At 58.4% G+C, this 24,834-nt stretch carries 23 protein-coding genes; 12 read left to right on the forward strand and 11 right to left on the reverse strand.

All coding sequences use genetic code 11. The features are described from left to right. Positions 1-27: 27 nt before the first annotated feature. From BLR97_RS02135 to BLR97_RS02150, 4 genes are all read right to left on the reverse strand, one after another. Positions 28-648, reverse strand: coding sequence for a type IV toxin-antitoxin system AbiEi family antitoxin domain-containing protein (locus BLR97_RS02135; protein WP_211605033.1), 621 nt, complete (start codon positions 646-648; stop codon positions 28-30). 54 nt (positions 649-702) lie between these two features. Further along, complete coding sequence (locus BLR97_RS02140; RefSeq protein ID WP_244511131.1) at positions 703-1,983, reverse strand: restriction endonuclease subunit S; 1,281 nt, start codon at positions 1,981-1,983, stop codon at positions 703-705. Next, positions 1,980-4,088, reverse strand: a complete 2,109-nt coding sequence (locus BLR97_RS02145; protein ID WP_089702015.1) for a type I restriction-modification system subunit M — start codon at positions 4,086-4,088, stop codon at positions 1,980-1,982. Before BLR97_RS02145 ends, BLR97_RS02140 begins: the two co-directional genes overlap by 4 nt. Positions 4,089-4,248: 160 nt before the next feature. After that, positions 4,249-6,159 (reverse strand): DNA topoisomerase III, encoded by a 1,911-nt coding sequence (locus BLR97_RS02150; RefSeq protein ID WP_089702017.1) that lies wholly within the window; start codon positions 6,157-6,159, stop codon positions 4,249-4,251. Positions 6,160-6,332: 173 nt separating this feature from the next. On the opposite strand from BLR97_RS02150, the gene BLR97_RS02155 reads away from it, so the two are divergent. Continuing rightward, positions 6,333-7,580, forward strand: a complete 1,248-nt coding sequence (locus BLR97_RS02155) for an ABC1 kinase family protein (protein ID WP_089702019.1) — start codon at positions 6,333-6,335, stop codon at positions 7,578-7,580. Here BLR97_RS02155 and BLR97_RS02160 read toward each other — a convergent pair. Continuing rightward, a complete protein-coding gene (locus BLR97_RS02160) occupies positions 7,577-8,170 on the reverse strand; it encodes a GNAT family N-acetyltransferase (RefSeq protein ID WP_089702021.1) in 594 nt (197 codons plus the stop codon). The two genes, BLR97_RS02155 and BLR97_RS02160, sit on opposite strands and share 4 nt — an antisense overlap. A gap of 156 nt (positions 8,171-8,326) precedes the next feature. Between BLR97_RS02160 and BLR97_RS02165 the strand changes: the two genes are divergently transcribed. After that, positions 8,327-10,144 carry an SEC-C domain-containing protein gene (locus BLR97_RS02165; RefSeq protein WP_089702024.1) on the forward strand — a complete coding sequence of 606 codons (1,818 nt, stop codon included), beginning with the start codon at positions 8,327-8,329 and terminating at the stop codon, positions 10,142-10,144. A 9-nt stretch (positions 10,145-10,153) separates the two neighbouring features. Here BLR97_RS02165 and BLR97_RS02170 read toward each other — a convergent pair whose 3' ends face one another. Then, positions 10,154-11,521 (reverse strand): AmpG family muropeptide MFS transporter, encoded by a 1,368-nt coding sequence (locus BLR97_RS02170; protein WP_089702026.1) that lies wholly within the window; start codon positions 11,519-11,521, stop codon positions 10,154-10,156. Positions 11,522-11,619: 98 nt separating this feature from the next. Between BLR97_RS02170 and BLR97_RS02175 the strand changes: the two genes are divergently transcribed. The 10 genes from BLR97_RS02175 (at position 11,620) to BLR97_RS02220 (ending at position 19,789) form a co-directional block, all read left to right on the forward strand. After that, a complete protein-coding gene (locus BLR97_RS02175; protein ID WP_089702028.1) occupies positions 11,620-12,138 on the forward strand; it encodes an FKBP-type peptidyl-prolyl cis-trans isomerase in 519 nt (172 codons plus the stop codon). Between the two features lie 90 nt (positions 12,139-12,228). After that, a complete protein-coding gene (locus tag BLR97_RS02180; RefSeq protein ID WP_089702029.1) occupies positions 12,229-14,556 on the forward strand; it encodes a putative monovalent cation/H+ antiporter subunit A in 2,328 nt (775 codons plus the stop codon). Then, on the forward strand, positions 14,549-15,007 hold the full coding sequence (locus tag BLR97_RS02185; RefSeq protein WP_089702031.1) for a Na+/H+ antiporter subunit B: 459 nt from the start codon (positions 14,549-14,551) through the stop codon (positions 15,005-15,007). The genes BLR97_RS02180 and BLR97_RS02185 overlap by 8 nt, the downstream gene beginning before the upstream one ends. Then, on the forward strand, positions 14,995-15,342 hold the full coding sequence (locus BLR97_RS02190; protein ID WP_089702034.1) for a Na+/H+ antiporter subunit C: 348 nt from the start codon (positions 14,995-14,997) through the stop codon (positions 15,340-15,342). Before BLR97_RS02185 ends, BLR97_RS02190 begins: the two co-directional genes overlap by 13 nt. Next, positions 15,339-16,856 (forward strand): Na+/H+ antiporter subunit D, encoded by a 1,518-nt coding sequence (locus BLR97_RS02195; RefSeq protein ID WP_089702035.1) that lies wholly within the window; start codon positions 15,339-15,341, stop codon positions 16,854-16,856. Before BLR97_RS02190 ends, BLR97_RS02195 begins: the two co-directional genes overlap by 4 nt. After that, entirely contained in the window at positions 16,853-17,326 is a 474-nt protein-coding gene (locus BLR97_RS02200; RefSeq protein WP_089702038.1) for a Na+/H+ antiporter subunit E, read from the forward strand. Before BLR97_RS02195 ends, BLR97_RS02200 begins: the two co-directional genes overlap by 4 nt. Positions 17,327-17,351: 25 nt before the next feature. Then, entirely contained in the window at positions 17,352-17,621 is a 270-nt protein-coding gene (locus BLR97_RS02205) for a monovalent cation/H+ antiporter complex subunit F (protein WP_089702040.1), read from the forward strand. After that, the gene (gene mnhG / locus BLR97_RS02210; RefSeq protein WP_089702042.1) at positions 17,614-18,018 is read left to right on the forward strand and encodes a monovalent cation/H(+) antiporter subunit G; all 405 of its coding nucleotides are present in this window, start codon (positions 17,614-17,616) and stop codon (positions 18,016-18,018) included. The genes BLR97_RS02205 and mnhG overlap by 8 nt, the downstream gene beginning before the upstream one ends. A 122-nt stretch (positions 18,019-18,140) precedes the next feature. Continuing rightward, positions 18,141-18,647 carry a hypothetical protein gene (locus tag BLR97_RS19885; RefSeq protein WP_244511133.1) on the forward strand — a complete coding sequence of 169 codons (507 nt, stop codon included), beginning with the start codon at positions 18,141-18,143 and terminating at the stop codon, positions 18,645-18,647. Further along, positions 18,644-19,789: a GGDEF domain-containing protein gene (locus BLR97_RS02220; RefSeq protein ID WP_244511135.1), complete on the forward strand. Its 1,146-nt coding sequence runs from the start codon at positions 18,644-18,646 to the stop codon at positions 19,787-19,789. The genes BLR97_RS19885 and BLR97_RS02220 overlap by 4 nt, the downstream gene beginning before the upstream one ends. Here BLR97_RS02220 and BLR97_RS02225 read toward each other — a convergent pair. The 5 genes from BLR97_RS02225 to BLR97_RS02245 form a co-directional block, all read right to left on the reverse strand. Beyond that, positions 19,773-20,207, reverse strand: coding sequence for a group 1 truncated hemoglobin (locus tag BLR97_RS02225; RefSeq protein ID WP_089702043.1), 435 nt, complete (start codon positions 20,205-20,207; stop codon positions 19,773-19,775). The two genes, BLR97_RS02220 and BLR97_RS02225, sit on opposite strands and share 17 nt — an antisense overlap. A 20-nt stretch (positions 20,208-20,227) precedes the next feature. Further along, complete coding sequence (locus BLR97_RS02230; RefSeq protein WP_089702045.1) at positions 20,228-21,088, reverse strand: DUF3034 family protein; 861 nt, start codon at positions 21,086-21,088, stop codon at positions 20,228-20,230. A gap of 27 nt (positions 21,089-21,115) precedes the next feature. Then, on the reverse strand, positions 21,116-23,443 hold the full coding sequence (locus BLR97_RS02235) for a putative bifunctional diguanylate cyclase/phosphodiesterase (RefSeq protein WP_089702047.1): 2,328 nt from the start codon (positions 23,441-23,443) through the stop codon (positions 21,116-21,118). Positions 23,444-23,479: 36 nt separating this feature from the next. Continuing rightward, complete coding sequence (locus BLR97_RS02240) at positions 23,480-24,151, reverse strand: carboxypeptidase regulatory-like domain-containing protein (RefSeq protein ID WP_244511136.1); 672 nt, start codon at positions 24,149-24,151, stop codon at positions 23,480-23,482. Positions 24,152-24,270: 119 nt separating this feature from the next. Then, complete coding sequence (locus tag BLR97_RS02245) at positions 24,271-24,819, reverse strand: transglycosylase SLT domain-containing protein (protein ID WP_089702663.1); 549 nt, start codon at positions 24,817-24,819, stop codon at positions 24,271-24,273. Positions 24,820-24,834: the final 15 nt, after the last annotated feature.

A 24,834-nucleotide genomic window follows, 5' to 3' on the forward strand; every position in this document is an offset into this window, starting at 1 on the left:
TCTCCTTTCACTTTGCGTGGGCTTTCTTCACAGCTTGGCTTCCACATAAGGCGCCATGACCTTAGCGACGCGACAGATATTGGCGTATTTCATCAGCTTTCCAGGCAGGAAGGTTTTGCGGGTGCGGTAAAGCTCCAGAGCCTCCAGCACGACATCCATGCCGATGCGATTACGGAACTTGAAGCAGTCCGCCAGGGTTTTTTCCGGGTTGTAGACCAGTAGCGTGATGCCATCCACCTCGACCTGTTCAATGCCTTCGCTAAAGGCTTGCCCGGAGAATCGGTACCCGGCCACTGGTGGATAATCCAAAACCGGCAGGCGCGCATCCCGCTCCACCGCCAGATGCACCTGGTGGGGAATCTGAGTGGTAATGCCGTGCCAATCCAGCGCTGAAATGAGGCATAGCACGGCATGGGGAAAGCGGGTGGCGGCAGCCACTAGATCCGGGTTTTCAATCAGCGGCAGGTCCACTAGCCTGTACAGGCCACGGCTGAGCGGCTCGATAAGTCCTTCATCGCGGAGCTGATAGAACTGGTACCGGCTAATGCCCCGGGCTAGCGCCTCGCTCAGGCGAAGCTGTCCGCCGTGCTGACGAAACAGGGTTTGGAGTTGCGCCCGGGAGGATCGGGAGGAGCCAGAGTCAGACAAACCGTCACCACTTATTGATATCTGGTGACAGTTTGTCTGATTGCCATTGAAGGTTCAAGCCGCGGCTTCGTCCGCGCGGTCCGACTGATCGTTATGCATGGAGGGCGGGAATTCGATATCCAGGTTTTCCACGGAAAGTTTGCCGGAGATCAGGCGGGGGAGGAGCTGGTTTTTAGTTTTCTCCAAAACCTCATTTTGCCGAATAAGACCGGCTATCTGTTCGTCTATGGACTTCACCAGTTTTTCAAACGCATCAACCAGCTCATCGGGTGGCGAAAGCACCTTAAAACTCCGAAGCTCATTTTTACCAACTGCATTAAAAATCGCACCGTTCCCGATGATATCTTCATTAGTGAATGCCGTTGATAAGAGGTAGTAAAGATATGATTGACAACCACGATGGTGACGTACTGCAGCCAAGCCTCGGCCAATCACCATAGGCTCCAAAGCGAGATTCAACCGTCCAACAGGCGCTCGCACACTGAACAGCACATCGCCAGCTTTGGCCTCCCTTCCCGTGACCGAGCAATAAACCTCATGTGCAGGGAAACGCTTACCAAAAGTCCCCACACCCTGATGGAATGGCAAACCATCTCTATTCCGATTATAAAACTCAGATTTCGGTGACTGGCCCATCACGAATGTAGCGATTTGGCCCAAGCCAGATGTTTGCCAGTTAACCGGAAGCCCCTTCTCAAACTCCGCCTCCTGCCATCCCGGAAACCGGAAGCGCACAAACCACTCGCGATAGATTTCCTCGGCCATGTTTTCCAGCAGGGTGATGCGGCGTTTGTTGTTTTCGATCAGGTCGTCGTAGGCAGAGAGCAATCCCACGATCTTATTTTGAATATCCAGTGGCGGAACCGGGACGTTTATTAGTTTCACAATGTCCTGATTCAAGGAGGCCATGGTCGCCCCGAATGCACACACGGCCATCATCCAATCCTGATGAGCTTGCGTTCGGAAAAAATAAGAAATAAATTTAGGATTTATCCTGGATGAGTTGAATCTCAACCTCAGACAGTCAGAGCCCTGATACCAGCCTTCCTGTGCTTCAGTGATTAACCCATGCCTTTCTACAGCCCCTTTCCGACCGAACACAATGTCGTTATGTAGCAACCTATGGGAAGCCAACTTCTCCGCAATCCTGTCGTCAATGAACTCCAGGTTTTCTGAGCGGATATCGCCAAAGCCTACATTTCTAACATTGATTACCGGGTACCCGTGAGCAGAGTAATCACTGGCTTTTAACTGGGTGCCAAAAGGGCCGGTTTGAATTTTAGCTTCACCGGAATTGATCAATTCACCTATTTTGACTATGGGAAAATCAATCATTTGCTCTCAACCAATGTCGACAAATTTTTACTGATTAAAGAGGCGAGAGCCTCTGCATAGGAATTTAATGACGTAAGTTCATCATTCAAGTCTTCTATTCCTGTCAGAAACTCTTCCTCAGTCTTCCCATCCTCCTCAATCACAACCCCCACATACCGCCCCGGATTCAGCGAATAATCCTGTTCTTTCACTTCCTTTGGGGTCGCCAGCTTGCACAGCCCCGTCACATCTTCGTACTCGGCCTTCGGGAAGCGCTCTTGTAGCCAGTGGATATGCTGGTAGTAAGCCTCCGCACTGCGAACTTCCTTATGTAGCTCTTCCAGCGCTTCTTTCAAGCGGCGGGCGTTGCGGTCGGTGGTGGTTCGCTTACCAGCTTGTCTGGCTTCTTCGACTCTGGACTTTTCATGCTGGCGCACCACTTTGTCGAGCTGCTTGAGACCGGTATGCAGTTGCTGAAAGAAGGGGGCAAACGTTGCTCTCAGCGCATGTTGGGCGCGGTTGGCGGCTTCAATATCTCGCGCCGAATTCAATTGCAGGTTGGTCGATTGGATGTACGCCTCGCTGGCCTGCTGCAGGGGTTTTAGGCCCTGCCACTGGCTGATCAGTTCACCCACGGCCTGTTTGCCCTGAGTGTCATCCAGCACATCGAGCAGTTGCCCGCAAACAGGCTCAACCTTTTCTTGGTTGGTTTTAAGCTGTTTCATGCCGTCGAGGAAATAGCTATGCACTAGCCGGATAAACTCGGCCCGTTTGCCCTTGTGCAGTTTGCTGATAATGGCGATGTTCTGAACCTGCTCCTCACTGAATGCACGGTGGGCACGGTCGATTTGGGTGAAGATATTGCGGGCGTCAATAAACAAGATGCGGTCATCCTGCTTGTTCTTATCGAAGAACCAGAGGGTGGCAGGCAGGGTGACCGTGTAGAACATATTGGACGGTAGGGTAAGCATACCGTAGATAAGGTTGTTTTCGATCAGAGTCCGGCGAATGTCTGCCTCGCTGTGGCGGGCATCGGAGGCGGAATTAGCCATGACTAGCGCCGCCCGGCCGCTATCCGTGGTGTTCATCTTCAGGGAAGTGACGAACAGGTTGATCCACAAGTAGTTGGCGTTAGGGACAGTTTCCTTACCCTTTTCACTGGCTTTGATCTTGGTTTTCTTGCGCGGCAGGCCGTAGATGTTGAAGCGTGAATCATCTTCTACCGTGGCAAGAGGCACGTCGTCCACATTGAATGGCGGATTGGCCATCACAAAATCAAACTTGCTGAAGCCACCAAAGGGGTCTTCCGAATAACTGTTAGCTTGGCGGATCTCGCCTCGCAGGCCGTTGACTGCCAGGTTCATCTTGGCCAGCTTGACGGTATCCAAGGTCTTTTCCTGGCCGTACACATAGAGCTGGTCGTCATCGTGGGCTTCGCCTCGTTCCTCCAGATCTTTACGGCGGCGCTCTACAAACTGCTGGGACTGCACAAACATCCCGGCGGATCCGCAGGCTGGATCGTATACCGTGCCATGGTGGGGCTCGATGATTTCCACCATCAGCTTGACCACCGAGGTGGGCGTGAAAAACTCACCGCCTTTCTGGCCTTCGCTCAAGGCGAATCTACCCAGGAAAAACTCGTAGATTTTGCCGAAGATATCGCCGCTGGCATCCTGCGGTATATCTGAAAAACTCTTCAGTAGCTCACCCAGCAAACTATTGCTGGTACGGGTAAGAGCAACGTACTCGTCCTTCGGGAGAATGCCATCCAACTCGGGCTTATACTCTTCGATCGCCTCCATTGCCTGTTTGATCTTTTTGGCAATATCTTCGCTCTCCGGGAGACCAAGCAAATAGCTGTACCGCGCATGGTCCGGTAGGTAAAAACCGCATTTTTGAATCGCTATATCGGAAATCGATTTCTCACGACGGGTACCCAGGAGCGCCGCATGCTCTTTGGCAATGGCCTTTACCGCCTGTTCGTATTTGTTATCGGCAAATTTCAGAAAGATCAACCCGAGCACCGGCGTGGCGTATTCGCTCGACTTGAGATCCGAGTTGGCGCGCAAATTGTCGGCGGCGGACCAGAGGTCATCTTCAAGTTGTTTGAGTTGATCAGCATTCATGGCGTGCGTGAACTTCCTATACGGGCGATGGCAAAAGTGGGGCCTGACTCTAATAAAAAAAACAGAGGGATGACAGGCTTTATTGAAAGAAGGTCTCTTGTAAATATGTTGCGGGCGATGCTTGGCTTACGTCCTGTAGTTGCAGTAGCTACAAGCACCATCAGCGTTGTTTGGCCGGTTTGCGTTTCACATAGCGCCCGCGTTTGGTTTTAGTACTTTTGCGCTTGGCGGTTCCGCTGGCTTCTCCCTGTGCGGTCTGCAAGCTCTGCCTTAGCTTGGCCGCGTCGCTATGAGTAAGCAGGCCGCGTAAATCATCCAGTAACGCCTGCTGAAAGGCGTTCGCATTATCCTGCTGTTCGGCAATCGCGCGCAAGCGCTGCTCCCATAGCGCGGTGCGCTCCGGCGTGCTGACGGCGCTGGGCAGGGCGGCAATGAGTGCACTGCCGAGTTGCGTGGCGCGCAGGGCTTTTTGCTTGCGTACCAGGTAGCCGCGCTGTACCAGGGTTTCGATAATGCCGGCGCGGGTGGCTTCAGTGCCCAGGCCGTCGGTGTCGCGCAGGGTGCGGCGTACTTCTGGGTCATCCACGTAGCGGCCGATGTTCATCATCGCCTTGATCAGGCTGGCGTCGGTGAAGGGCTCAGGCGGGCGGGTTTCTTTCTCCTCGACGCCTGCGCCGAGCGCCTGGCAGGCTTCTCCTTGCGTCAACGGCGGCAGGGGTGGCGTCTCTTCGCGGGTGGTGAACAGCGGCTTCCAGCCGGGGTCGAGAATGCTCTGACCGCGGGCGCGGAAGGCCTCGTCCATCAGGGTGAATTCTGCCTTCACTTCAAAGGTGCGCAGCGGGCGGTAAAACTGTGCCATCACGTTGCGCACGATCAGTCGAAACACATGCCCTTCGGTGGTGGACAGCTGGCCGAAATCCGCAGGTTTGCCGCTGGGGGCAATGGCGTGGTGCGCGCCCACCTGCTTGTCGTTCCACGCCTTGGAGCGCAGGGAGAAGTCTGCCCCGTTGAGCCACTGGCGCAGGGTGTCGTCGTTCTGGCAGGCGCCGGTCAAGCTGCGCTGTGCAAGCGGGAGGTGTTCCTCGGGCAGGTAGCGGCAGTCGGAGCGCGGATAGGTAATCAGCTTGTGTTGCTCGTAAAGGCGCTGGCAAATATCCAGCACTATCTGCGCGGAAAGCCCATGGCGGCGGGCGGCGTCTACCTGCAGGGCAGAAAGCGAGTAGGGCAGCGGCGGTGCCTGGCGCTTCTCTTGTTGATCAAGCTTGGTCAACTGACCTGAAGCGCCGGGTAGCTGAGACGCCAATTCGTCCGCAGGGGTACGGTCGATCAAACGGCCTTGATCATCCAGCGGCTGATGTTCCTTGGGTGCCCACCAGGCGCGCAATTGGCCTTGGGCAACCTTTAGATCTACCCACAGCGGGTAAAACGGATGGGGCACAAAGTCGCGGATGGCGTTGTCGCGGCGCACGATCAGACCCAGCACCGGGGTTTGCACGCGGCCAACGGAAAGCACGCCATCGTGGCCTGCCTGGCGGCCGGTGAGTGTCCAGGCGCGGGTCAGGTTAATACCGTAAAGCCAATCGGCGCGGGCGCGGGCCTGAGCTGCTTGGTACAGCGGCTGAAAATCCGCGTTGGAGCGTAGGGCGGCAAGTGCTCGGCTTACCGCCGGGCGGTTAAGGTCGCTAATTAATAGCCGCTGCACCGGGCCACGGTATTTGAGGTGCTCAATCACTTCCTGCACCAGCAGTTGGCCTTCTCGATCAGGGTCGCCCGCGTGTACAACGTCCGTGGCTTGTTTGATCAGCTTACGAATCACGGCTAGCTGGCCCCGCGCTTTGGGTCGCGGCATCAGTTTCCACTGTTGGGGCACAATGGGTAGCCGATCCAGCCGCCATTGTTTATCGGCGGGGTCGTAGGCTTCCGGTGCGGCCTGTTCTAATAGGTGGCCCAAACACCAGGTTACTGTGGTGTCGCCGCAGATAATCGCGCCGTCCTGGCGTTTGGCGCTGCCGGGGAGTGCCTCGGCGATCGCCCGGGCAAGACTGGGTTTTTCGGCAATAATCAAGCGCATGCGGGCTTTGCCTGGGTCGTTAAAGGTGGGCGATATAGTACCAGACACGATGTGGGGTTGAGCATCCTGAAAGGCTATCGATTAAGTGACGCTTGAAGGTTGTGCGTATAGCTTTTGTATAAATATGATTGATTGCGTAAGCTGTCTACCAGACGCTTAACGAGGCAGTTTCCATGCGAGATCGCGGTAGAACACGACGTTTAATGGGCTTGGGCGCCCGCACCGGTGGTGCGCTGCTCAAAACGCGCTTGGGCGGGCAAGCCGACTGGCGCTCGCTAGGCGAGGCACTATTTGAAGGGCTTTCCGAGCTTAAAGGCCCAGCGATGAAGCTTGCCCAAATTATGTCCCAGTGGGACGACCTGTTGCCGGCTGATTTGGCCGAAGAGCTGGCTCGCCTGCAACGCCAGGCAGAGCCAATGCCCTGGCCGCGCATTCGCGAAGCCTTGGTGATGCAATACGGTGATGTGGAGGCCTATTTTCGTGAGATTGAAGAGCGGCCCTTTGCCAGCGCCTCGATGGGGCAGGTGCACAAGGCGGTGACCCACGAAGGCGAAACGGTGGTGTTAAAAGTACAGTACCCCGGTTTGGCTGACGTGTTGGAAAGCGACTTAAAGCAGGTGCGGCGCATGATGGGCTTGGGCCGCTGGTTCAAAGTCCCCCAGGCACGGCTGGATGCGCTGTTTGAAGAATTGGCGGCAGGGCTGCGTGACGAGTTGGACTACCGTGCCGAAGCCGAGGCGATGGCGCGCTACCGCGAGCGCTACCAGCACGATACGCGGTTGGTGATTCCCGAACCGCTGTTCGAGCTTTCCGGCCCGCACGTGCTGGCCATGCGCTATGTGGATGGCACGCCGATGCGCGAGTTGGAAAGCGCCGACGATGACACCCGCCAGAAAATCGCCGTGGCGTTGGCGGACTGGATCACCGAGGAGCTGTTTACCTACGGAGAGCTTCACGCCGACCCTCATGCGGGTAATTTCGCGGCGGATGAACAAGGACGGCTGGTGATTTACGATTTCGGCGCGGTGATCCCCGTGCCTGCAGCGCGTTTAAAAGCCATGATGCAATTGCTCAACGCGACCCTTGAACAAGAGCCGATGGCGATGGACGAGGCGCTGATGAAGATGGGCGGTCGCCAGGGGCAGGGCGCGCCGCTATCGCTTTACCGCGAATCCGCCGAGTGCGTCGCCCCGCTGTTTGCCCCCGGCGAGCAGGATTTCAGCGACGTGCGCGTTCACCGCCGCCTGCGTGAATTGACCCCCAAGGTGTGGGCCGCTATGGATCGCCTCCAGCCGCCCGCCGATACGCTGCTGCTTTCCCGCGCCTTGAACGGTCACTACTGGAACCTGGTGCGCCTCAAGGCACGGCTGGACATGCACACGCGTACCCAGCCGTTGTTGGAGTGGGCACGCAAGGTCTAGCCAAGGTTTTTCAGCCAGAACACCATCGTCTTGTGGGTTTCGTCCGCCTCGCCTATGTCTTTCCAGGCGAAGGTAGTGGCTAACTCACCGTGTCGCTGGTAGCCCTGGGCATTCCAGAAGTCATGAAGCGGTCGGTAGCCTGTTGGCTCCAGCGGGTGGCCGCTTGGCCGTTCGACGGCGCAGAAGGCGGCTATATCAAACCCTTGGTGAAGGGTGTGAGCTTCCCGCGCTGCCATAAAGCGCTTGCCAACGCCACGGCCGCGGTAGTCGTGAAGCAGTACCGATTCGCCATAATAAAACACGCGCTTGGGCGAGATGCCGTTAGCCTCAAACGGTCGGCGAAATTCGTCGACTTCATCTGCCAACGGCTGACCGGTGGCGGCCCCTACCAGCGTGTCACCATCGAATGCCAGTACGAAAAGGCTAGCGGGGTTATCCGCATAGCGACCTAAATACTCCGCTTCGTAGCTTAGATCGCCGTCGTAAAGGTAGGGGAAATCACGAAACACCCTAATGCGTAGCCGGGCGAGTGCCTGCAAATGAGGCGCTATCGCTTGTCCTTGGCAGGTGGTAATTGTCAGTTCGTTCATCGCCTCGCTCTAGCTGATTGAAACACTGCGCGGTTTGTTAACACGCTGAACCCTAGCAGTCTGTGACGATGTCGCCAATCCTCTCTGCGTACACCCTGTTGATCATGCTAAACTATGGCGCTTTTGAATACGGTCATTAATACAGTGGAGACGGCAATGCTGGCGGTATGGGTCGATCAGCTGCTGGGATTTGCCTCCGGGGCACTCTCGGCAATTAGGCAACAAGAACACTATCCCGATTTTATGACCTGGGTGCGTGCCGAGGGCGCTAGTTTTTTTAACGACGACCTCGCAACGGCTCAGGCGCTCGCTCCCATTTTGTGGTCGCAAACGCCGTTAGAACGGCTGGATTTCGACTGCGAACCGCTCGCCACACCAGGGCGCAACGAACCTTGCTGGTGCGATTCCGGTCGCAAGTTCAAGCAGTGTTGCGCGCGGGTCGAGTTTCCGACGGAAATTCCCGAGCAGATGATGTGGATGCTCTCGTTACGCGAGTGGAAGGGCGCAACGCTGAAAGCCGCACTGGATAGCCAGCGAGCACTTCCCCAGGCGTTGTTGGAAGCCGGGCTAATCGCCGCTGAAAGCGGTCAAAGTGGCCGCGCCATGCAAATTCTGGAATCGCTGTTCGACGGCAGCGATTGGACAAGGCTACCGGAGCAGGCCGAACCTGCCTTTGAAATTCTGCTGGATATTTACCAGGAGCGGGGGTTTACCCGCAAACGCGCCGACTTGCTGGATGAGGTGTTGGATCGCGGGCCGCTGTTTTTACGCGGTGTGGCGCTTGAACGACTATGTCTGATGCACCTGGATAATGACGACCTGGACAGCGCTCGGGCGGCGTTCGTTAAAGCCCAGCAGGCGCTGCCGGATTCGCCGACGCTTGCGTATATCGAAGCCATGCTGCTGCTGCACGAAGGCCACGAGCGGGAAGCCAAAGAGCGCGCTAATTTTTGGTATCGCCGCCTGGTGCGCCAGGGCGATCTTGACGACGAACAGCTAGATTTTCTCGCCGCGTTGGCCGATAACCCTGGGGCTACGTTGGCCGATCAGCTACTCAGCGCCGAGGAGGATTTGGCAACGCCGTTAATTTCGTTACAGGCGTTGCTTGCCGCGCTGCCCACTGCACCCAAGATTGATATCCATAAAGACCCAGAGACGGGCCATTTGACGTATCACACCAGTGCTCGCGAAGCGACGCTATTTGCCGCTTGGCACGAGCAGTTCCAAGTGATGGTCGATGACGATGTAGCGCTCGGCTTTCGCGGTGACCCCTGGGGCAATGCCGTCGAGTGGATGTCGGCACTTTGCTCCCACCCCGAATGGTTGGATTCGCCTCAGGTGGTTCAGGATTTAACCTTAGCCTTAACCAGCCGGTTTGGCAGCCTGCCGTGGATGGCACCCAGTCTACTGGCGCCGCTGGCCAAGCGTCTCTCGCGCTGGCTGTCTCAAGCACGGGCCGAAGGCGATGGAAGCCTGCGCTGGGATGATGCCGATAACGCCATGCTGCTGCGCATCGGATTGGCTCTGGTAGTAGGTATGGAGCGTGGGTCTCGCCAGCACTCACGGGAACTCGCCGAAGAACTCTTGGCGATTGATCAGGAAGACAGTCTGGGTCTCAAAGAGCTGGTGTTGGATCAGTTGCTTCGCGATGATCGCAACGAGGAAGCGCTGGCGCTTACCGAGCACGCCAACGACGACGGCTCATTGGAGCTGGGGCTGTTAATGGGCCGCACCTTAGCGTTCTATCGCTTGGCGCAACACGAGGCGGCAGAGCGCTCCCTCGACGAGGTCATCGCCCACAATCGGTATATTCTGGAGATGATTTGCGCCGAGAATCCGCGCCCGGTAATGCCCTACGCCGATGGGCAAGTCGACCCCGGCACGCGGGCAGAGGCCTGGCAGTACCGCACGCTAATGCGCGATCAATGGCGTACGACGCCGGGGGCGCTAGACTGGCTAGAAGCCCATCGCTAGGCCCCTAGTCTAATGGGTGTTAAATGCAGGCTTAGGAACCAGCTGGCGGTCGCGGTTGATCCATACCGCCAGCGCAATGGCCGGCAAGCCGAGCAGCGTAGCCAGGACAAAAAAGCTAGCGTAACCCTGACTGGTGACGACTAATCCGCCAAAGCCGCTCAGAAACTTACCCGGCAGTGTCATAAGCGAAGAAAACAGTGCGTACTGGGTGGCGGTGTAGGCCCGCGAGGTCAGGCTGGATAAGAAGGCGATAAACACCGCGCTGGCCAGGCCATTGGCCAAATTATCGCCGACAATGGTCACCACCAACATGGGTAATTGGTTGCCTATCAACGCCAAAACCGCGAACAGTAAATTGGTGACCATCACAATGCCGGCCCCGAAGATCAGCAGCGGCCCGATGCCGTAGCGGGCCACCAGTAAGCCGCCCAGAATCCCCCCTGTAATGCTCATCGCGATGCCAAACACATTGGTCACGTTGGCGATGGTTTCCAGCGAAAATCCCAAATCGATGTACAGCGGGTTGGCCATCGACGCCATCGCCAAATCGCTGATGCGAAACACGCCGATAAACACCAACAGCCAAAGCGCCTTGACCCCGTAGCGGGTAAAGAAGTCGGTGAATGGGCACACAATGGCGCCAATCACCCAGGCGCCTATCCGGCGGAGGGGTTTAGGTCTGCCGCGGCTGGCGCGGATAAACGCGCGGACTTTGGGCTCGTGAATTAACTGTACTGTTAACGAGGCTCGTTTGGGTTCTGGGCGGGCCAGTACCGTGAGCACGCCGACCCCAACCAATGCCGCCATGGTCAGGTAGGCTACCTGCCACGACACGGCTGAGGCGACATAAAGCGCCAATGCCCCAGCGGCAATCAGTCCTCCTCGATAACCAATAATGTACGTAGAGGCCATGGCCGCTTGTACGTCGTCCTCGGCGGACTCAATGCGAAAGGCGTCAATGGCAATGTCCTGAGTGGCTGAGCCGAAGGCGACCAGTAGTGCAAAGGCGGCTACCCAGCCTAGATTACCCACCGGGCTTAACCCCGCCAAGCCTACTAACCCGCCGGCAATCATCGCTTGGGCGAGCAGCATCCAGCCGCGCCGCTGGCCGAAATGGCGGGTGAGTACCGGCAGTGCCAGGCGGTCAACCACCGGTGCCCAGAAGAACTTGATCGAGTAGAGCATGCCGATCCAGGCGAAAAAACCAATCGCCGCGACTTCGACGCCGTCGCTACGCAGCCAGGCGGAGAGCGTCGAGAACACCAGCAAAAAGGGCAGCCCGGCAGAAAACCCTAAAAACAGCATGGTAATGACCGGGGCACGCAGGTAAATCGCCAGTGCAGCGCGCCAGCTGCGCTGGGGAGTGGGGGTGGGCATTCAGTGTGCCTCCTGGGTAAGACGGTGACAATGACCTAATGATAAGCTATGCCCACGCTTGGACACACAGGCGACAGCTTACCGGAGAGGAGTTTTATATGTCGATTTCAGCGCATCGCGTGGTGACCCTGCACTATGTCTTGAAAGACGTGTTGAGCGACGGCGGCGAGCAGGTGCTCGATGACTCCCAGGCGCGGGATAAACCGCTCGAGTATCTGCATGGCCACGACAATATCTTGCCGGGGCTTGAAAACGCCCTTGAAGGCCAGGAGGAGGGCGCTGAACTTAGCGTGACCCTCGCCCCGGCCGAGGCCTATGGCCTGTACAACGATGCGCTGGTACAAACGGTCACTCGCGCATCGTTTGGCAACGCCGAGCTTACCATCGGCAGCCGTTTTCAGACCGAAGGTGAGGCCGGGCCTCAGATTGTCACTGTACTCGACATAGACGGAGACCAGGTAACGGTGGATACCAACCATCCCCTGGCGGGGCATACGCTGCGCTATCAGGTCAGCGTGCTGACCATCCGCGAGGCGACGCGAGCGGAATTGGCCAAGGGCCATCCATTGCCCCCAGGGACTGAGCACACCAAGGTGGAAGATCGTAAGGTGCTGTAACTCCGTTGATCCGTTGACTAGCAAGCCAGCGCGGACTGGTTTACAGTTTTTATCGTGAACCTGGGTCGATAACACAGGAGATACCGCTGGATGCAACTTGCCGTATTGATGGGATTTTTGCTAGCGGCGGTAGCCCCGCTGTTGCATCACTGGTTCGGTGGGCACACGGCACGCGTCATTGCAGCGTATCCCGCCCTGGTGGCCGTCTGGTTGCTGGGCCTGGCGCCGGAGATACTGGCCGGCGAGACGCTGCTGCTGGAGTGGGCATGGGTGCCGGGGCTCGATATCAGTTTGACCTTCTTTATAGACGGGCTGTCTTGGCTGTTCGCGATGCTGATCACGGTGATCGGCGCTATGGTGCTGGTCTACGCGGGCGAGTACCTGCGCGGCCATCGCGATCTGGCACGTTTCCTGGTGATTATCACCGCCTTTATGATGTCGATGCTGGGATTGGTGCTGGCCGATAACCTGGTGACGCTGTTCGTCTTCTGGGAGCTCACCAGCATTACCTCTTACCTGCTGATCGGGTTCAACCACACCGACCCGGAAGCCAGAAAGTCGGCGTTGCAGGGGCTTTTCGTCACCGCGGGCGGGGGCCTGGCGCTGCTCGCTGGTTTCGCCATGCTGGGGGTGGCCGGCGATAGCTGGTCGCTCGTCGAGCTCAATGCTCAGGGGGAGGCACTGCGCGAGCATGCCCTCTACGCGCCGCTGCTGGTTTGTGTATTGCTCGGTGCTTTCACCAAGTCGGCCCAGTTTCCTTTCCATTTCTGGTTGCCCAACGCCATGGCGGCGCCCACGCCGGTCTCCGCCTATCTGCACTCGGCGACCATGGTCAAGGCGGGCGTTTACCTGCTGGCGCGCCTGCATCCATCGCTGGGCGGAACCGAACTTTGGGTGATCACCCTGTCGCTGGTGGGCGCTCTGACCATGGCCACTGGGGCCTTCCTGGCCATCCAGCACACCAACATCAAGAAGCTGTTGGCCTATTCTACGGTGATGGCGCTGGGCACCCTGACCATGCTGCTGGGCATCGGCACCGACGGGGCATTGACCGCCTTTGTGGTATTCCTGCTTGCCCACTCGCTCTATAAGGGCGCGCTGTTCATGGTCGCCGGCATTCTTGACCACGAGACCGGCACCAAGGATGTCACCGCCATGGGTGGCTTGCGATCACTAATGCCGCGCACTGCCGTCGTCGCCGCGGTGGCCGCGGTGTCCCTGGCCGGTCTGCCGCCGTTGCTGGGCTTCCTGGGCAAGGAGTTGATGTTCAAGGCGGTGCTTGAGGCCGAGGCCTGGCGTTGGTTGATTCTGCTGTTGGCCTTCACGGCGGCCTTCCTGACGCTGGCGGTAGCGGCCGTCGTGGTGCTGCGGCCCTTCGCCGGGAAGCGTCGCGAGACGCCCAACACACCTCACGACCCGCCCGGGGACATGCTTGTCGGGCCGGCGCTGCTGGCCGGGTTGTCGCTGATCTTCGGCCTGGCGCCGGGCTTGCTGGACGGCCTGGTATCGGTTACCGCGTCGGGCATCGGCGCCAGTGAGGTGTCGGCGCACCTGACGTTGTGGCACGGGGTTAATCTTCCGCTGATACTGTCGCTAGCGAGCCTCGCCCTAGGCATCCTGGTATTCCGCCACTGGGATGGGGTGCGCTCCGCTCTGGGGCGGCTGGAACCGCTCATGGCCCGGGGCCCGGAGGCTTGCTACGAGGGAATGATGCGCGGCCTGGTGACGGTCGCAGAGTGGCAGACGCGGATGCTGCAGAACGGCTACATCCGCAACTACCTGGTGATGACCCTGCTGGTACTGTTGGGCTTGGTGGGCCATGCGTTGTTCTTCCGGCACTCGCCGAGCTTTCCCTTCTCGCTGGATGCCTATTTCCATGAAGTGGTGACGGCGGGTCTGATGGTGGCCGGGGCGGTGACGGCCTGCGTGATGCGCTCACGTCTGGCCGCGGTGGCCGCGGTGGGCATCATGGGCTTCTCCATTGCCCTGACCTTCGTGCTGTTCAGCGCGCCTGACCTGGCCATCACTCAACTGCTGGTGGAGACCCTGACGGTGATCCTGCTGGTGCTGGTGCTATTTCGCCTGCCGCGCTTCGCCACCCTTTCCACCACAATGGAGCGCCTGCGTGACCTGGTGGTGGCCTGCCTGGTGGGCACCATGGTCACGCTACTGATGCTCTCGGTGCTGGGTGGCGAGCGGCTGCCAAGAATCTCCGACTACATGGTCGAGAACAGCCAGCCGCTGGGTCATGGCCACAATATCGTCAACGTCATCCTGGTCGACTTCCGGGCGCTGGACACCCTGGGGGAGATGTTCGTGTTGGCCCTGGCGGCCATCGGGGTTCATGCCATGATGCGCTTCCACGCCGAGGAGTACGACGCCAAGCCCTCGGCCCCGTCGGAGAGATACGATGGTTAAACCGGGCACCCTGATTCTCACCGTCGCCGCGCGGCTTCTGCTGCCGTTGCAGTTGCTGTTCTCGCTGTTTTTGTTGCTGCGCGGCCATGACGAGCCGGGCGGCGGGTTCATCGCGGGCCTGGTGGCGGCGGGGGCCTTCGCGCTTTACCTCTTCGCCTTCGGGCTGCGGGCCATGCAAGCCATGCTCAAGGTCTCGCCGCGAGACTTGATTGGCATGGGCCTGCTGCTGGGGGTGCTCTCGACGGTGCCTGCCTGGTGGGTCGGCGACCCCTTCTTCACCGCCCAGTGGTGGACTATCCCGATCATCGACTTCAAGGCCTCGACGCCGCTGATCTTCGACATCGGCGTCTACCTGGTGGTGCTGGGCTCTGTGCTCACCGCCATCAGCGCCCTGATCAAGACCGACCACGAGAACCAACCCGACCCCGAGGAGGCCACATGGAACCCTTGATGGCTGTGACCATCGGCATCCTGTTCGCCACCGCCATCTACATGATGCTGCGCCGCTCCATCGTCAAGTTGGTGATCGGCCTGATGCTGCTTTCCAACGCCGCCAACCTGTTGATCTTCGTCACCGCAGGGTTGACTCGCGGGGCGCCGCCACTGGTGCCACCCGGCATGAGTGCCCCCGAGGGGGCCGTCGCCGACCCGCTGCCTCAGGCCTTGGTGCTCACCGCCATCGTCATCGCGTTTGGCGTGCTGTCTTTCGCGGTGGTACTGGTGCGGCGTGCCTGGGAGATCGTTCGCGCCGATGACCTCGACAAGATGAAGGATACCGACACGTGATGCCCCAGATCGCGCTGCCCATCCTGATCCCGCTGTTCGCCGGGGCCGTGTCTCTGGTGTTCTGGCGTTCCAGGGGCATGCAACGCTTCGTCGCCGTGGCCGGCACCGGTAGCCTGCTGATGACGGCCTTCTGGTTGCTCGCCACAGTGAATCGCGAAGGCATCCTGGTGATGCACATGGGCGACTGGCAGGCGCCCTTCGGTATCAGCCTGGTGGCCGACCTGTTGGGTGCCATCATGGTGGTGCTCACCGGCATCATCGGTTTTGCCGTGGCGCTTTACTCCCTGGCCACCACCAGCCGAGGCCACGAGGCTTTCGGTTACTTTCCGCTGATGCATCTACTGCTGGCCGGGGTGGCCGGCGCCTTCCTCACTGGCGACATCTTCAACCTCTACGTCTGGTTCGAGGTGATGCTGGTGGCTTCCTTCGCGTTGCTGATCCTCGGCAGCGAGAAGGCGCAGATGGAAGGCGCAATCAAGTACGTGACCCTGAACCTGGTGTCTTCGGTGATTTTTCTGGTGGCCGTGGGCCTGCTTTACGGCATGGTCGGCACCCTCAATATGGCCGACATCGCCCAGCGTATCGCCACTTTGGAAGACACCGGTATGGTCGATGTCCTGGCGATGATGTTCATGGTCGCCTTCGGCATCAAGGCGGCGGCCTTCCCGCTGTTCTTCTGGCTGCCGGCCTCCTACCACACGCCGCCGGTGGCGGTGTCGGCGCTGTTCGCCGGGCTACTCACCAAGGTGGGGGTCTACGCGCTGTACCGGGTGTTCACGCTGATCTTCAACCAGAGCCCCGGCTATACCCATGAGATCCTGCTGTGGGGGGCTGGGCTGACCATGCTTTCCGGGGTGCTGGGCGCGGCGGCTCAGTACGAGTTCCGGCGCATTCTGTCATTCCACATCGTCAGCCAGATCGGCTACATGATCCTGGGCCTTGCGCTGTTCACGCCCTTGGCGATCATCGGCGGGATCTTCTACATCATGCACCACATCATCGTGAAGACGAACCTCTTCCTGGTCAGCGGCATCGTGCGTCGCCTGCGGGGAACCTACCAGCTCAAGCAGTTGGGCGGGCTGTATCGCAGCCATCCCTGGCTGGCTGTGCTGTTTCTGATCCCGGCGCTATCGCTGGCAGGGGTGCCGCCGTTGTCCGGCTTCTTCGCCAAGTTCATTGTGATCCGTGCAGGCGTTGAGGCCGAGGCCTGGGGCGTGACCTTTATCGCCTTGCTGGTCGGCTTGCTGACCCTCTATTCGATGATCAAGATTTGGGCCGAGGTGTTTTGGAAGGCCGCCCCGGAGGAAGGCGACGTTGATCCCTATCCGGCAGTGGGTCAGCGTGAGATGTGGCTGATGACCACGCCCGTGGTGGGGCTGGCGCTGTGTACCCTGTTCATTGGTCTCAACGCCGAGCCCATCTACGCCCTGGCGGAGGCCTCGGCGACCGAGCTGCTCGATCCGTCTCGCTATATCGAGGCAGTGCTGGGCGAAGGCGAGGAGGTGATGCCATGATCGGTGCCGCCTGGAACCTGTTGCTGGGGTTCGCCTGGGTGGTGCTCACCGGCGACTTCAGCGGACGCAACCTGCTCGCCGGCCTGCTGTTCGGCTACTTGGTGCTGGCGTTGATGCAGCCCCAGGTGCCGGCCCTGGCCGGCCATGCCCAGCGCCTGCCGCGGCTGATCCTGTTCATTGGTTTCTTCCTCAAGGAACTGGTGCTGGCCAACCTCAAGGTGGCGTTCGACATCATCACGCCGCCCTGGTATATGAAACCGGGTGTGATTGCGATGCCGCTCAAGGCGAGCAACGAGTTCGAGATCGCCTTCGTCGCCAACCTCATCTCGTTGACGCCGGGCACCTTGACGCTGGACGTCTCCGACGACCGCCGGGTGCTTTACATCCACGCCATGTTTCTCGATGACGAGGACGAGCTGCGCCGGGGGCTGGCCGAGCTCGAGCGCCGTGCCTTGGAGCTGTTCCATTGAGAATGTCATTGAGAGGAGGGGAGCTATGTCGACTGTCATTCTGTTGAGTCTGGCGCTCATGTGCCTGGCCTTGTGTCTATCCTTCGTACGCCTTTTCAAGGGCCCCAGCCTGCCCGACCGGGTGGTGGCCCTGGAGCTCTTTTCGTCGATCCTGGTCGGCACCATTGGCCTGATAGCCATCGCCACCGACGTAGCCAGCCTGCTGGATGTGGCCATCGTCATGGCGCTGATGGCCTTCATGGCGGCCATCGGCTTCGCGCGCTTCCTGGAACGAGGAGGGGCCCGGGATGATTGAGCTGATCAAGGGGGGGCTGATCCTGGTCGGCGCCATCTTCATGTTCCTGGCCGCCCTGGGGCTGGTGCGCATGCCCGACCTGCTGACGCGTATGCATGCCACCACCAAGGCAGCGACCCTCGGCGCTACCCTGATCATGCTGGCGGTGGCCCTGCACTTTGGCGAGGTGGCGGTGGTCGCGCGGGCTTTCGGGGTGATCCTCTTCATCATGATGACCGCGCCGGTAGCGGCCCACGTGATTGGCCGGGCAGGCTACTTTGTGGGGTCGCGGCTGTGGAGTGGCACGGTCAAGGATGAGTTAAGACCCAATTACGATCCTTTGACTCATGAGCTTAAAAGCGGTCTCGAAACCCAGGAGAACGCCAAGCGCCACCCGCGGGACACAGATCCTGACTGATCTCTATTACTACGCCTCTCTTTAATTATCCCCATTGATAAAGAGTTAGTAGGTGTTGAAAGGAAAAGTAACTTAGGGAATGGTACAGTCGGCCTATCGTCAACTATTGGGATGTTATTGCCATGGCTGCAGCCACTTCCAAGCGTTGCTTGCGCCGCTATCCCACTGCTCGCTGGGCACTAGGGGCGTTTGTATGCGCGCTGCTCCTTCCGATGGTTAGCGAGGCGCAAACACTGCGTCTTATTGATGGCGATGAGGTGCACGAAGTTGACGTTGAACAACTGCGTCAGCATTCAACCAGTCGATTCCAACTGTTTGATCCTTACCAGGGCGAAACGGTCGAAATGCAGGGCATGCCGTTTGCGGATTTTCTTGTCCGTCAGTTTGGCCGCGTTCCTCCAACGCTGCGTTTTACGGCGTGGGACGGCTACGAGGTGACGCTAGGCGGCTGGGGAAACCCCAACTGGTATTTGGTCACCAGCGAAAACGGTCAGCCGCTTAGCCTTCGCTCAAGGGGCCCGGTGCGTCTGGTCGAGCGCGATTACGGCAATCGAGATGTAACGGCTTTACGCGAGTTTAATGACTGGATATGGATGATTCGTAGTATCGAAGCCGTTGATAAGCTATGAAGCAGCCGTTTGTATCATCAAGCGATAGCTGCGCTTCATCAGCGAAGCGCAAGCGACCTGGCCGCTATGTGACATGGCTATCGCTTAGCCTGATGAGCTTTATGGCGCTGATGATTTTGATCATCTATGAAGCCCGCTGGGTGTTTCCCGAGATTCAAGCCTACTTTAGCCAGTCGGGCAATTTGACCGGCCAGCAACTGGCTACACGCTCGCGGTTGTATTTGCAGGATGCCCAGGTCCGACTTTTGGAAATGCCTAATCAGGACGCCAGTAGTGACGCGATAGTCGACATTGAGTTGGCTTACGGGCTATTCGACGTTGATATTTACCATCAGCATTACGACTGCACGTCGGCAAGTTTAAGCGTGCTGGACGAGACCGTCACCGCCCTTGAAAGCAACAGCGTGCCGCCGGTGGTGCTTGCCCGGGAATTGCTCGACCCAATTAATTGTTTAACGCGTATTGAGATGGGCCAGTTGGATCGACGCGGGGAAGCCATCAATACTTTCGCCGAGAGAACCCGCTGGCACCATCAGGTGCTGATCTACACTGGCGTGTTGATTTTCTTGCTGGGGCTGCTGTTTTGGTGGTTGCATGAGCGTCAGCTGCGCCGAGCAGAGAAGGCAACCCAGGATACGTTGCGGTGGATGAAACGCGCCATGCGGGATCCGTTAACCGACATTGGTAATCGCAGCGCCTTGCAGCAGGACGTCATGCGTCAACAGCAGCAATCACTGGGTTTAGTGATAGTGGATATCGATTTTTTTAAACAGTATAACGATGCCCTGGGGCATCCAGCGGGAGATACTTTGTTATGTCGTCTGGCGCGGGTCATTGCGGATGCCTTACCCGAAGAGGCAACGCTATACCGTTTGGGGGGCGACGAATTTGCCGCGCTAATGCCCTGTGAGAACCACGCTACGCTGCAATACTATTGCCAACAGCTTCGCAAGCGAGTGCAAGAGGCACAATTTCCTCACCTGACCCATCCGAATAACGATCAGGTGACGCTGAGTATTGGCGCTACCTGGTTCATGCCTAAACAAGCGGGTTTCCCCCAAGCCTATGAAGCCGCTGATAAAGCGCTTTATCAGGTGAAAACAGCCGGCCGGGATGACTGGCGGATTATTGCCGTCGCATAACGTCGGCATGTAACGGAGCCAGGCGTCCCAACAGCTCGTTTTGTGCCGCCAAAGGTACCCCTTCTTCCCCTAGGGCGTCGGTTAAGTATTCAACCACTCGATTGAAATGCGCATCATTGATGCCCATGTGCTGGTGGGCACGATCCATGGGCGGCCCTTTATATTGGCAAGGACCGTCGCTGATATCGCATAGCTGGGTGGCAAAGGCATCGGCGAAGTGATCGATATTGGTGTTGGCAAAAAATACGACCACGTTAGGGTCGTCAGCCACGCGGTACAGCATGTTTTCGACCACGGCTTCAATGGTGTCCATGCCGCCGAGGCGTGAGTAAAGCGATGGCTGGGTCGTATCCTGGGCCGCACAGCCCGTCAGCCAGAGTGCCATCAGCAGCGCGGCAGGGTAGCGGGGAAAGCGCATGGTGGAATCTCCTTGACCGGTCAAAAAGCCGCCTGAAGCGACACGTAAGCGCCGTCCTGCGAGGCAAGTCCGGCGATATTGCCAAGTGACAGCCAGGCGGTGGTGAGCGAAACGTGCTTGTTGAAGAAATAAGCGCTGTAAACGCTTTGCCAGTCGTCTTCTTCGGCAGCACCGAGCAGGTCGGGTTTTTGTCGGTACTCCATGCCCACCACCCATTGCGGCGTCACAAACACGCCGAGGCTACCTTCGGCAACCCATTGGCGCCCGTCGTTATCGCCGCCAAACCCCAGCAGCCCGCCCTGGTTGGCCTCGGTGTTACGCAGGGTGGCGTTAAGCAGCAGGTTGCGCCCGGCAACGGCGCCGAATACCAGCTTGCTGGCGCTCAGGTACACATCGTTACCCTGACCGTCCTGGGCGCCCAGTGCTTTGGGAATACTGTCGTCGGCCACGCGCTTGTGCTGAAAACCTGCGCTCCAGATGCCCCAAGGGTTGTATAGCACATCGCCGAACAAGCGCACCTTGCCGCCTACAATCGTTTGCTCCAGCTCGCCGCCCAGCGTGACGAGGTCAAGGGTTTGGCGCGCCACCGAGACCTCAACGCGGTCATAGAGGTTGGCGCTTGCCGCCTTCACCGTTAAACGGTAGTCGTCCAGCCAGGCGCGCGAAAGAGACGCTGTCGCGCCGAATTCTTGCTCGCTGGCGGTGCTGGTGAGCACGGCCCAGGGGGAGAGACCACCGCCTGCGGCGCCCTCAATCGCGCTGACGCCCCCGGTGCCGATAATCCGACTCCCGGCAAAGGCCGTGCCACTGATTAATAGCGCGTGGGTGATGGCCAGGGCGGCAATACCCTTGCCTAACGCTGGCGGGAAAGGGGCGAGCATACAATGTCCTTTTTATTCGTTGTGCGATTAGCGCGTAAAGGTGAATACCTCGACGGCATCTAGCCAGCTAAGCACGTCGTCGCTTGGCATGGGTTTGGCGAACCAGTAGCCCTGTAAATAGTCACAGCCGAGGCGGTTGAGTAGGGAAGCGCTCGCCGCGTTTTCGACCCCTTCGGCAACGATACTCAAGCCCAGGCTGTGGCCCATCTCGATCGTTGACCGCACGATCGTCAGATCATCTTCTTGGGTGTCGATCTTGAGCACGAAGGATTTATCGATTTTGAGCTCGTTGACCGGGAGCCGCTTGATTTGCGCCAGCGACGAATAGCCGGTGCCGTAGTCGTCAATGGCGATCGACATACCCAGGCGGCTGAGTTCATTCAGCGTTCTGGTGGCAGCCTCGATGTCCTGCATGACCGCGCTTTCGGTAACCTCCAGGCTGACTTGATCTGCTGCGAGATGGTAACGCGCTAATAACTCGGCTAGCTGCCTGGGGAGTTCGGCATCGGTGACGTCGCTGGCGGATAAGTTGACCGCTACGCTGACTCGGTGGCCTTGCTGTTGCCACTCATGGAGTTGGGCTGTGACGTGCTCAAGCATCCACTGGCTGAGCTGGCGAATATTGCCCGAGCGCTCGGCTAGGCTAATAAATTCATCCGGGGGGACAAAACCAAGCGAGGGATGCCGCCAGCGCATCAGTGCTTCGAACTGGCAAACTTGGCCGTTATGCGTGGCTATTTTGGGCTGATAGGCCATCCATAGTTCGTTATTGCTCACGGCATCACGAAGGTCGTGAATCAGCGTCAACTGGCGCAGGTGGCGTTCGTCCTGTCCCTCAACGTAACGCTGGTGGGCATCTTGATGATGACGCGCCGAGTCCAGCGCGATATCGGCGCGCCGCAGCAGTAACTGAGCGCTGTCACCGTGGTCGGGGTAGCTCACTTCTCCAACGGCCAGGGAAAGGCTTATCAATGATTTATCCAGGTCGATGGGCTGAGATAGCGCTTGGCGTGTCCGGGTATGCCAATCGAGGGGCGCATTAGGCATATCCAAGAGCAATAAAAACTCATCACTTGCCAGGCGGTAGGCGGATTGAACGGGCGGTTTAAGCCCCTGCAGGCGCTGGGCCAGCCTCACCAGTACGTGATCGCCCAGCGCATAGCCGAAGGTGTCGTTAATGCTGCGAAAGTCTTTAATTGCCAGGCGCAGCAAGGTAAACGGGTGGCGGGCTTGGATGCGCCGGTTGATGTCTTCCAGTGCGCTGATCCGGTTGGGTAGGTCGGTCAATAGGTCGTGGCGCGACTGATGGCGCAGGGTTGCCTCGCGTTGCGCAATATCGTCTTGCATTGAGCGCAGCGTATTGGCGAGCAGGCCCGTCTCGCTGCGGGGCGACTCTGAGGGTAAGGCTGTGACGTGCTCGCCCTGACCAATCCGTTTAGCGGCGTCGGCCAGCGCGACAAGCGGGCGGCTGATGCTCCGGGCACTCCAGGCGGCCAGGGCAAGCGTAAACAGTAAAATAAGTGCCACGATACCTAGCAGCTGCCATTGTAGATCGTCGTAGGCGGCCAATAATTCGTTGCGCGACAGCTGAATGAGCGCAAAGGTCTGGTTTTGTGAGTCGCGATACAGCGTGCTGGCGTAGGTTAGATAGCGATCGTCAGGGGTCATCTGGCTGGTTTGCGAGTAAGCCCCTCCCATGACGGCGTTGCCAAGCTGGCTAAGCTCCTGGGCTTCGGTTTGCAGGTATGAACTGGTGAGGTAGGTCAGTGTTTGTGGCGTTGCGTAATTGACCACGCTTATTTCAAGGCCGGTAAGCGAATGGATTTCTTCGACCACGGCGTCGTCGATCAAAAAGCCCATGCCCACCCAGCCAATCACGTTAGGTGCATAAACGGGCAACAAGACGAACTCGTAGGGCTGACCATCAGCGATCACCACGCTGACCGCAGAGCCCTGTTGGCGGGCTGTCTCAAACAAAGCGGGGAAGGGCATGGGTGTTTGCGCAGGATGGTGGCTGCTAGCCAGCAGTTGGCCGTCTAGATCACTCAGCAGCACGATATCAGCATCAGCCCGGTCGCCGTGGTTGGCTAATACCGATTGAAGCGTCACGTTATCCTGCGATGACACGGCACTTTTAAAACCAAAATCATCCGCCAGAATCGCCACGTTGTCGCGTAACTGATCGCCGCGGTTTTCGAGCAGTTGGTTGAGCACGCGGGCACCAACCTCAAGACGCTGGTTGCCTTTGGCTAGCGCGTCTTGCTGGGTGGCGTGTAAAAACGCGAGGCCGGTGGCCAGTTGTGAGACCACCACTACGGTTAACAGCACGAGCATCAGGCGGGTACGAAAGCGCATGTTCTTGTTACCGGATCCTTAGCCTGTCGCTAGGCACTAGGTGGCCTCTTGAAAACGTTGTTGTAGCGGAGATGGTTCTTGGGGTGGCTGCGGCGTTGCGTTCAATTCCAAAGGCACCGATAAGTGCTGCGACGACTCTATTTGGCCTTCCCACCAGCGCTGATGACTATCGTGAAGCCCCTTGTGCCATACTTTTACCTGATGTTGGCCGGCAGGCAGCGACGGCAGGGTAACTTGCCCAGTGCTATCGGTCAGGGCAAAGAAGGGCGCGTCGCTGACCACAATAAACGCCTGCATATGGTCGTGGATATTGCACCCCAACACCACGACACCCGCCTGATCAAACATGACCGGGGGAGGGGTTTCCTGCAGATAGAGGTTGAGGTCAAAGGTTTTGGCCGGTGAAAACGAATATACGTGATGGCGGGTAATGTCCTCATTGGGAAAAGCGACCTGGCTATTAACTGGCACCGCTAAGACATTGGGATGAAACGCCGCGTCACGTTGGGAAATACGTTTCACGGTAGTATTCGGTGAATCGGTACGCGGGAAATAGACCTCAACGACGGCATTGGATAGCGGGTGGCCATCGGCGTTAGACACGCTAATACGGGTATTACTGGCTAAAGAGTCAGCGCTGACGCCAAGCAGTGCTAGCGGCATGGCGCAGCACAATACAACCAGTATTCCACGTTTAAAAAACGCCATAGGCCACCTTTATCACTAAAGCCAGATGCTGAGGTCACCATCATGCGAGTTTATGCCAGGAAAGTCATGCGCCTTCATTAACGCTAGACTCACAGATTTGTCTTATGCGGGGATCAGGCTTATCGCCAGTGATCACGCCAAGCGTGCATTACCCGCTCAGGATACCAAGTGTCGCCTAAGCTGCCGTTATAACGCGCCAAGGCACGGGTAAAGTCGCCTTGTTCCATGGCGAGGTAGTGGGCAAGGATAGTGCAGCCGTAGCGCAGATTACGGGTTGGATCGCTTAAGTCGTCCGTCGGCAAGCCCAGTTCTTCCATCCAAAACGGCATGATCTGCATGAGACCCACGGCACCAGCCGATGACACCGCATCGGCATCAAACGCGCTTTCCACATGAATTAATGCCAGCACCACATCCGGCGGAAGACCTGCAAGCTGCGCCTCTTGATGCACCTGGGTTAACAGCGCGCGGCGCTTGTCAGGGTCTGGGATAAAGGCAGCTAACGGCGTATCCATGCGCTGTCGCCACTGGCGGGCGAGCCACTGCTGCTGGGGTGTTTGTTGTTGCTGATAGGTGTCGGCCAAGGTCTGACGCAGCGACGAAGGCAAAGACGCCGCCAACGTCACCGGACTGATGCAAAGTGCACTGACGACCAGGTAGGCCGTCAGCGCCTTGGCGATAGT

Source organism: Vreelandella arcis, assembly GCF_900103865.1.
Classification (GTDB): domain Bacteria; phylum Pseudomonadota; class Gammaproteobacteria; order Pseudomonadales; family Halomonadaceae; genus Vreelandella; species Vreelandella arcis.

Coding starts and splice junctions, on each gene's coding strand:
- BLR97_RS02230 (WP_089702045.1), bottom strand. CDS start 21,088: ATGCTCGCCCCTTTCCCGCCAGCGTTAGGCAAGGGTATTGCCGCCCTG.
- BLR97_RS02185 (WP_089702031.1), top strand. CDS start 14,549: ATGGTTAAACCGGGCACCCTGATTCTCACCGTCGCCGCGCGGCTTCTG.
- BLR97_RS02160 (WP_089702021.1), bottom strand. CDS start 8,170: ATGAACGAACTGACAATTACCACCTGCCAAGGACAAGCGATAGCGCCT.
- BLR97_RS02170 (WP_089702026.1), bottom strand. CDS start 11,521: ATGCCCACCCCCACTCCCCAGCGCAGCTGGCGCGCTGCACTGGCGATT.
- BLR97_RS02225 (WP_089702043.1), bottom strand. CDS start 20,207: ATGCGCTTTCCCCGCTACCCTGCCGCGCTGCTGATGGCACTCTGGCTG.
- BLR97_RS02145 (WP_089702015.1), bottom strand. CDS start 4,088: ATGAATGCTGATCAACTCAAACAACTTGAAGATGACCTCTGGTCCGCC.
- BLR97_RS02140 (WP_244511131.1), bottom strand. CDS start 1,983: ATGATTGATTTTCCCATAGTCAAAATAGGTGAATTGATCAATTCCGGT.
- BLR97_RS02175 (WP_089702028.1), top strand. CDS start 11,620: ATGTCGATTTCAGCGCATCGCGTGGTGACCCTGCACTATGTCTTGAAA.
- BLR97_RS02190 (WP_089702034.1), top strand. CDS start 14,995: ATGGAACCCTTGATGGCTGTGACCATCGGCATCCTGTTCGCCACCGCC.
- BLR97_RS02200 (WP_089702038.1), top strand. CDS start 16,853: ATGATCGGTGCCGCCTGGAACCTGTTGCTGGGGTTCGCCTGGGTGGTG.
- BLR97_RS02150 (WP_089702017.1), bottom strand. CDS start 6,159: ATGCGCTTGATTATTGCCGAAAAACCCAGTCTTGCCCGGGCGATCGCC.
- BLR97_RS19885 (WP_244511133.1), top strand. CDS start 18,141: ATGGCTGCAGCCACTTCCAAGCGTTGCTTGCGCCGCTATCCCACTGCT.
- BLR97_RS02220 (WP_244511135.1), top strand. CDS start 18,644: ATGAAGCAGCCGTTTGTATCATCAAGCGATAGCTGCGCTTCATCAGCG.
- BLR97_RS02240 (WP_244511136.1), bottom strand. CDS start 24,151: ATGGCGTTTTTTAAACGTGGAATACTGGTTGTATTGTGCTGCGCCATG.
- BLR97_RS02155 (WP_089702019.1), top strand. CDS start 6,333: ATGCGAGATCGCGGTAGAACACGACGTTTAATGGGCTTGGGCGCCCGC.
- BLR97_RS02165 (WP_089702024.1), top strand. CDS start 8,327: ATGCTGGCGGTATGGGTCGATCAGCTGCTGGGATTTGCCTCCGGGGCA.
- BLR97_RS02180 (WP_089702029.1), top strand. CDS start 12,229: ATGCAACTTGCCGTATTGATGGGATTTTTGCTAGCGGCGGTAGCCCCG.
- BLR97_RS02235 (WP_089702047.1), bottom strand. CDS start 23,443: ATGCGCTTTCGTACCCGCCTGATGCTCGTGCTGTTAACCGTAGTGGTG.
- mnhG (WP_089702042.1), top strand. CDS start 17,614: ATGATTGAGCTGATCAAGGGGGGGCTGATCCTGGTCGGCGCCATCTTC.
- BLR97_RS02205 (WP_089702040.1), top strand. CDS start 17,352: ATGTCGACTGTCATTCTGTTGAGTCTGGCGCTCATGTGCCTGGCCTTG.